Raw genomic sequence first — 6,536 nt, forward strand, 5'->3', positions numbered from 1 at the left:
GCCTGCCAACTCATGGGCATCATCAATGGATCGGTACAGGAGGGATCATGAAGCGCTTAGCGTCCTCAATATTTTTATTAGTTGTTCTAGTTCCTGCATTTTGTATTGCAGGAATCACGTCGGATCAGGCTAGAACGATGTCTTTGCCTAAGCTTGCTCACAGACTTTTGGGCGAATCGGGCGCAATCATGATCGACGTCGATCGCCCGCGTTTGAGTAACTTGGAAGATGACCCCATTAGGTTTTACACCCACGCAATGGCTACTGGCTCGCAATTCGGTCTCTGCGCAGCAGATTGGGTCACAGTCGGGTTCAATGAGAAACAAACCATAGAGTCGCTATCGGCCGAGCGTCGGTACGGCGTAGCGGGTGATATGTATCATCCGCCCGAACCGCAGGACGATTCCAGAAAACTTTGCGCTTCTGTTAAGTCAACAAAAACTACTATCCCTCGCCTGATGCGCAAACCGCGTTGAGCGTCGCTCTATATGTGGATGCAATAGCGGGTAACGGTCCATTTTCAAATCAAAATTTCACTTACGAGTGCACTGGCAGATGCGCTGAAGGCCGAGACGATCTCAAGTGGCTTAAGTTAGATAAAATCGACTCGGTTCGATTGATCGACTGTCCAAAATCTCAGCGCGGAGCCGTTTGCGTCGAGGTGACGACTGGAAACCACGAAGTCGGCCCGTTTCCGAAGGTTTTCGATATCTACGGGACCGCTTGGTACAAGTCAGTTGTCGTATCCAAAGTTGTTGTCTGGGTCGGATCCTCTGTTGCGTAGCGAAGTTCGAGCGACAAAGTCGCCTCTCCGTCGATCTGATAAGTGAGGTCTGCGTTCTACCCCGAGGCTACTAAGAGTCGTTTCTGTGCGGCGCTGAGCCAACAAGTGCCGGCTGCTGCGAGAGCGAGGTATTGCCATGAAAGGCTGGTTTGAGGTGTGCTGCAATCGCTTAATCACCGCTCTCTTGATCGGCGTCTTTGCTTCGCCATTGTCGGTAGCTACGACTGCCGAGCAAATACCTTTAAGTGCATACGAACAAGCGCAAAAGTTGGTGCGACTGACTGATGGTCGACGCGTAAATTTACTGTGCATCGGACAGGGCTCGCCTACCGTAGTCCTTGAAGCTGGGGGCGGCGACGACAGCCTTACCTATCGCATCCTGCAGGCGCACGTCGCTCACTTCACTCGCGTGTGTAGCTATGACCGCGCGGGCATGGGCTTCAGCGATCCTTCGTCTCATCCTAGTAGCGCGGAGTACGTGCTTCAGGATTTGCATGAACTATTGCGCCAAGCCGACATTCCACTGCCTATCGTGCTGGTCGGCCACTCCGATGGTGGTCTTTACGTCAGCATGTACGCATCGCGCTGGCCGGATGACTTCGCCGGGATGGTGCTGATTGATCCCTTTCAAGTTGGCGCAGAAGAAAATGCCGAACGCGTTCTTACGCCCTCTCAGCTCAAAGCCTGGTTGGCCGACGATCAAAACGACATCGCGCAAGCGAGGAAGTGCCTCGCGCTAGCCCAGTCCGAAGAATTAAGGCACCAGCCCCAAAAACATCGGGACTGCTTGGACGAACCGGCCAATCCCGATCCCGCATTACATCGCTTGCTCGACGAGCAAATGGCGCGACCGGGCGAAGCGGCCGCCAATCTGAGCCAGCTGCTGGATACCTATCCACCCGCTGAGGGCGGCATTTCACCTGCAGAAAAGCTGGCGATACAAACGCCACGGAAGATGGGCAACAAGCCGCTGATCATTCTGGATGCTACGCATGAACAGTTTGACTATGGGCAAGATCTGCAAGATCGCCTCCTGCTTGCGATGTGGCAAGCCCAAGATGCTGCTATTGCGCCTCCTCTACCCGCGGTCGCCGAATCATTGTTGACGGCAGTACCCATTACATCCACCAGGAAAGGCCGGAGCTGGTAGCGCAGGCTATTCATGACGTTATCGACGAGGCGCGTTGCAGTCCACATATTGACTGCGCGGCTACGCACTGAGATTGGGCAACCCTGTAAGTTGCGTGCTAATTGGTGGAAATAGTCTGCTTTCGACCCATTTGAGTCGGTCGCGAGCGTCCGTTTTCGGGAGGGCTGGTGGCCAGATTGCAAGCCGCGCTTTTTGCGCAGATCTAGGCGTGGCCCCGCTTGCGGTGTGAGGAGGGGCCGAACGCCTGTCGGATTCGGCGATCCCGAGCATGACGTCACTACTTCAGCAAGAGCTGACTGGTGTGAGGCCAACACTGAACCGGCAGCTATTTAAGTTTGCTTTCCGACTCGTGACTTGAGGTTAGGAGCTCATCCACCTGGTCGAGGAACGCGGCAAGCTCACCCTCCTTGCCGGCGCCCTCCGCTCGCCATTCGGCCATGGGTCTGACCATCGCAAGATCGCGGGCGCTCTGCGAAAGTTCATCCAGCCCTCTGTCGGTCATACCGCGTCCGCGCAGATAGTACTGCCCCCATCGAATAAAGGTCAGAAGCCACATCGAGACCGCTAGGGAGCCGTCCCATCGAGTCCAGTCGGAAGTGCTGGCGAGGGGTCGTTGTACGATTCGCTTGTGCCGATTCAGGATTACCCGTACCGCCTGCAGACTAGACTTCTGTCGCTCGGGGCTGCTGTAGGCGAAAAGGAACGCGGTGATGTTGGTCGTCTGGCCCTCGCGTGCGCGGTCAAACAGCATAGATTGCTGTTTCGATTCAGGCTCCAGCAAAGCAGCCAGCTCCTCAACCCATATCTCGCAGGCATCGTCCGTGTTGGCGCGGTCACTCCGCAACAGGGGAAAAACCACGTCCTGGAATAGCCACGGCTCGGCCCAGGCCAGTTGCCGCATGTGCCCCCGCATCGAGTCCACCAAAAGCCTCAGCTCTTTGCTTGGGATCGTCGTCGGCAGAGCGTCGCGCAGTGCCGCTAACAGACCGTTGTAGATATTCGCATTCGTCGGATTTTTTGCCGCTCGTTGAACCAACCAGCCTAGGACCCGCACTTGCTCTGTGTGGGAGAGGGAGGCGATCAACTGGAGGGCGGTGATGAGCCCTCCGTGCTTTTCCAGCTGTCGCTCGATCGCATTCAGTCCCATCCATTGGAGTAGCCCGTTGCTGCTACGAACGAGGCGTTCTCGATTCATCTCGCTGATATCAAACTGGATTGATAGCGAAATATCGCTGACGATCTGGCTCAACAGGGCCAGTCGCACCACTTCTCGGCCTTGAGGCTCAATTGGCACACTGGCCATCTGGGCTTCGGCCATTTCAAGCAGTGTATCGGGCGAACACCTCCACAAAAACTTGACGCAGAAGTACTCCGGCCAGGTCAGAGCCGCATATTTTATCGGATGGAATAAGTGATGCAGGTTATAGGCGCTGTGCAGCAGGGTCTCTACCGGTTCGCGAAAGAACCGGGCATCCAGAGTGGCCAATCCCTTGTCCACCTCGCTATGCGCGCGATTGAAAGATGCCTCGAGGAATCGCGCTAAAAGTTCCAAAAATCCACGCTTGGATTCAAGCTCGCGAATGCAGCTGTCTTCGGTGTGTGAATGAGCGAGTATCTCGCCAAGTACCTCCCAGGTCTCTGTGAAGTCCGCAAAGTCGCCCGCCTGATGATCCACGCATTTGAGCAGGCCAACTGTCTCGGGCAGTGCGAGCGACTCATCCTTCAGCAGATTCAACGCCGACATTCGTTCCCTCAACGAATCGCCGCTCAAGCCTTTTAGCGACGGCTCGCCGGTCCACATGCCCAGCACGTTGCCAGCCCGCTCCTTCTGGAGAAAGAGCAGCGGCTCGTAACGCCTCGGCGCTGTAGGCGACGCCTTAGAGTCAAAGAGAAGCCGCATGGAGGAATTTTCGATATCACCTTTGAGCTGCGCGGCGTCTGCCTCCTGCACCAACTTGGACTTGTATTGCTCAACCTCGAGCAGGACATCCGCCGGGATCGGGGTGACCAGTAAAGGATAATTTTCCGCGGCCTTCTGAAACGAGTTGGACAGGTTGAAACCCGCGAGCGGTAGCCTGTCCGGCCCCATTATCAGGATGTAGCGATCGTGCAGTCTGCCCTCCTTCAGGCCGTAGATGCGCAACTTGATGCGATCTAGTAGACGTTGGTTCTGATCACAGTTCGCCAGCAGATTGTTAATTCCTTCGTAGGCGGCTTTGTCGGATTTGCGACGCAGGGGTTTGCCTTCCTTGACGGGCTTTGGCAGAGACCTGAAGACGATGTAGTCGGCCGACGAGGCCGCACAAAGCAACACAAGCCCCAAGCCGGCGGCCTCGAAATAAGGATCAAAAATGACTATTTGTTGCCGCTGGTACTTAGCCAACAGCGCCCTGAACCACTCGACGAATTTGAGCCGCCCCTCGCCGTCGTCTTGGCCCCAGCGCAGAAAGAAATGCCCCTCCGACTGCGGTGGATGGAGTCGCGTAAAGAGGGATACGAGATCGCGATTGGCCGAGACCCAGGGATCCGCCTCACGCCCGCCAATGCTGTTGGTGAATCGCTGATTGTCGAGATTGATCGTTAAGGCTGCCTTTACCCGCGCCGACACGGACGGCCGAGTGGCATTTTCCAGCCAATCGAATTTGACTGGCCTGGTCCCGTGATCAGCCACATGCATCTGAAGATGAAGATCTCGAAAGTACCCAATCCGCCATCGGCAACACAACGTGCCCTCATGGGAATTCTCGTCATGGAAGGCAAAGATCTCCAATTCGGTGCTGTCAGTCGTTGCGCGCAACTGCTCGCTCAGCTCGAACTTGCACTCGAACACGTCTTCCGAGTTCCGGGCAGCTGTGGCAACGCCCGAGTAGACGATTTGGCCGTCATTCGCAATGCTCAGCCGGAACAGGAAGCCGCTGAAGTGCGGCACTTGCATCGGATTGAATCGGGCGACCAGTGCGCGCGGAGCGTCGGTCCAGCTCACGCTCAGCAAGTCCCGCTCTAGATCGTCCAACGCGGGAAAGACCAGCAACTCAAGGTCCCCGAATCGGACCGAGTCGGCGCCACCGAAGTCTAGTCCTGTATCCGCATCTAGTTGCTTGATCACCGATGACGTCAAGGCGACGTCGTAGTCCTGACCAAGCCGAAACAGCGCTGCTTTGTTGGCTTGGGTGATGGAAGCGCTGAAGGCACCGGCTCCGCTATGCGGGCTGGAGGGCGAACGGCGGTCATGCGCGTCGCGATTTAGCAGGTAAGCGACTGGGCGGTAAACCAGATCATCGGTAGCGAGCGCCGCCGCTCCGAACCGCGCTTTCAACTTGGCCGAGAGCTTGAGCTTCAGTTCTTCGCTTATGGCCGAGATGGTTCGGCCAGTGCTCAATTGCTGTAAGAGGTCCGCGCAACTGACGCTTTTGACGTACAGATTGAGGCGGCTAACCTGCGCCTGAACTTGGCCGAAGGTTTGAAAGTTATCATCGTCGCTGGAGGACCAGGTATTGCTGGAATAGCTGTAGGGGAGCAGGCGGCCGTAGACGATGCGACTTTCAATCGATTGCTCGGACTTGATCTGCAATACCCACATTTGTAACGCGCAGTGGCGGACATCCTCCGAGAAAAGTCGCGCTAGCCGGCGGTCATTTAGCAGGTCATCTAGTACGGGAGCCATAGATTCCTTGTAAGGATCTTTCCGCATTCTCATGGTTGCGCCGACGCTGGAGTAAGCCACCTTTACGGATTTATACCCACGCCAGCGGGCATCGTGCCCTTAGGCTCCAATCTCGCATGCTTGCAGGGCCCGCACACCGATCGGGTGTTTCACTCAATTGTCGGCGCAGCGACTCAAAGCTTAGTCTGTGCCAGCAGTGTACTGTCCTCCTTGGCCGGCAGCGCAGATTGCTTTATTCCGCTTCAAGTCAACCCTAACTTGCATGGCGCTCCTTCTTGCTGGCCTACCAGCACCACCTGATCTTTGCCACGTCGTGTAAGCAGTCAGGTCGGTACTCCCAACGGCCAATTCAATCCGGTATTGAACAATTGCCAGCTTCGTGAAAAGCATGCGTCGATCACAGTCGGCTGGTCGACCCAGCTCTGCCGTGCACGAACAATTTGCCGGGCGCGGTGCTGCAGTCTATCCGGCGAGCGGCAGCTTTCTGGCAGCTCAATTGAGACCTCGACTGGCCGCTTTTGGCCGATCGCAGCCTTTGCACGCTCGATAGCGGCCGGGCAAGCCGCGATGGATCCGCTACAGTCAGTCGCACAAGCATAATCTCTTGCAACGCAAAAGCTGCACATCAACGCGAGGTACGCCATGAACTAAGCGTGCAAGATCGTAAGGCCTAGGGCAGCGAGAGGATCAGTCAATGCCCTCGGGGTTTTGCGCTCGACCACGACGGTGTTTGCGGCCGTTACTTCCGCGATGACATAGGCGGAGGCAGCGTTGACCTTCTCGGTCGAAGCAAGCACTACGACTTCCGCGGCGCGTGCGGCGAGCGCCCGTTTGATGTAAGCCTCTTCCAGATCACCCGTACTCAATCCTGCGGTTGGATGAATGCCGGTCACTCCCATGAAATAGACGTCGGCACGAATATGCGTGATCGCTTCAAT

The 6,536-nt window shown here is 56.3% G+C and carries 3 protein-coding genes and 1 pseudogene; 2 read left to right on the forward strand and 2 right to left on the reverse strand.

What is annotated here, in order from left to right; genetic code table 11:
- Window positions 1–47 precede the first annotated feature (47 nt).
- Window positions 48–476: a hypothetical protein gene (locus HDE78_RS17240; protein ID WP_179481752.1), complete on the forward strand. Its 429-nt coding sequence runs from the start codon at window positions 48–50 to the stop codon at window positions 474–476.
- A gap of 444 nt (window positions 477–920) precedes the next feature.
- Window positions 921–1,934: an alpha/beta hydrolase gene (locus tag HDE78_RS17245; RefSeq protein WP_179481753.1), complete on the forward strand. Its 1,014-nt coding sequence runs from the start codon at window positions 921–923 to the stop codon at window positions 1,932–1,934.
- A 325-nt stretch (window positions 1,935–2,259) separates the two neighbouring features.
- On the opposite strand, the gene HDE78_RS17250 is transcribed toward HDE78_RS17245, so the two are convergent.
- Both HDE78_RS17250 and HDE78_RS17255 read right to left on the reverse strand, forming a co-directional pair.
- Window positions 2,260–5,514, reverse strand: a complete 3,255-nt coding sequence (locus HDE78_RS17250) for a VPA1262 family protein (protein WP_218862472.1) — start codon at window positions 5,512–5,514, stop codon at window positions 2,260–2,262.
- 731 nt (window positions 5,515–6,245) lie between these two features.
- A pseudogene (locus HDE78_RS17255) lies at window positions 6,246–6,536 on the reverse strand (DeoR family transcriptional regulator); the annotation flags it as partial.

It is taken from the genome of Rhodanobacter sp. K2T2, from assembly GCF_013408815.1.
Taxonomy (GTDB): Bacteria; Pseudomonadota; Gammaproteobacteria; order Xanthomonadales; family Rhodanobacteraceae; genus Rhodanobacter.